Raw genomic sequence first — 1,010 nt, 5'->3', positions numbered from 1 at the left:
CGGAGCGTCGCGCCATCATCGCAGCCCTCGGCGCCACCGTGGTCGACCCGGTGAATGAGGATCTCGCCGCCGCCGTCGCCTCCCTGACCGACAGCGAAGGCGTCGACGTCGCCTTCGATGCGGCGGGGGTGGGTGCAGCCATCAGTTCGTCGCTGGCCAGCTTGGTCCCCGGCGGCCGCGTCGTGGTGGTCGCCATCCACGAGCGCACGATGGACTTCCTCCCCACGCAGTTGGTGATGGCCGAGACCGAGATCGCCGGCGCGCTCGCGTATCTTCCCGAGGACTTCGATGCCGTGATCGAGGCCATGTCCCGTGGGGTCTACGACACGACCGGCTGGGTGCAGGAGACCCCACTCGAGAACGTCGTCGACGCGATCCACGCGCTGCGCGGCGGTGCCGGGGCGAAGATCCTCGTGCACGCCGGCTGAGGCCGGGTCGGGTGTCGGAGGGCGCGCGTAGTCTGCTTCGGTGCCGACGAAACGCGCCCTTCCGAGTCCCTGTGCGCTCTGCGGCAGCATGCAGGGAGTGCGGATCGACGGCGCCTGGTGCTGCGCCGATTGCGGGTGGCGCTACGGCGATGCCCCCGACCCCGACCTCCCTCTCCCCCGCGTCGATGTCGTCTACTACATCCGGTACGACGGCCGGGTGAAGATCGGCACCAGCAGGCGTCCCCGACAGCGCCTCGCGAGCATCCGGCACCAGGAGCTCCTCGCCTTCGAACGCGGCGACCGCTCCGTCGAGCAGCAGCGCCACCGCGAGTTCGCCGCGATACGCGAGGGCGGTGAGTGGTTCACCCTCACTGCCGAATTACGGGCGCATGTCGCCGCGCTCCGATGCGAGGGCGACCCGTGGACGCTCTATGCGCGCTGGCTGAGCCGCGCACTGCAGGGCACCGACGAGCTCCTGTGAGCACGCATGACGATGCCGGGCGACTGCTTCGGGAAGTCCAGTCGCCCGGCATCGCGTCCGGGAGTCGATCAGGCGGTCGCGACGCGGCCCCGAGCGTTCGC

General features: G+C 70.5%; 2 protein-coding genes. Both read left to right on the top strand.

Translation table 11 applies throughout. The features are described from left to right. Positions 1-428 (top strand): zinc-binding dehydrogenase (locus ACNPM4_RS01355; RefSeq protein ID WP_448984436.1); only part of this gene is annotated, 428 nt, incomplete at its 5' end. 40 nt (positions 429-468) lie between these two features. Further along, positions 469-909, top strand: a complete 441-nt coding sequence (locus ACNPM4_RS01350; RefSeq protein ID WP_315985385.1) for a GIY-YIG nuclease family protein — start codon at positions 469-471, stop codon at positions 907-909. Positions 910-1,010: the final 101 nt, after the last annotated feature.

The sequence above is a fragment of the Microbacterium umsixpiens genome, assembly GCF_053543675.1.
Note: the sequence above shows the minus strand (reverse complement) of the source record. Positions and strands in the feature narration are given on the sequence as shown.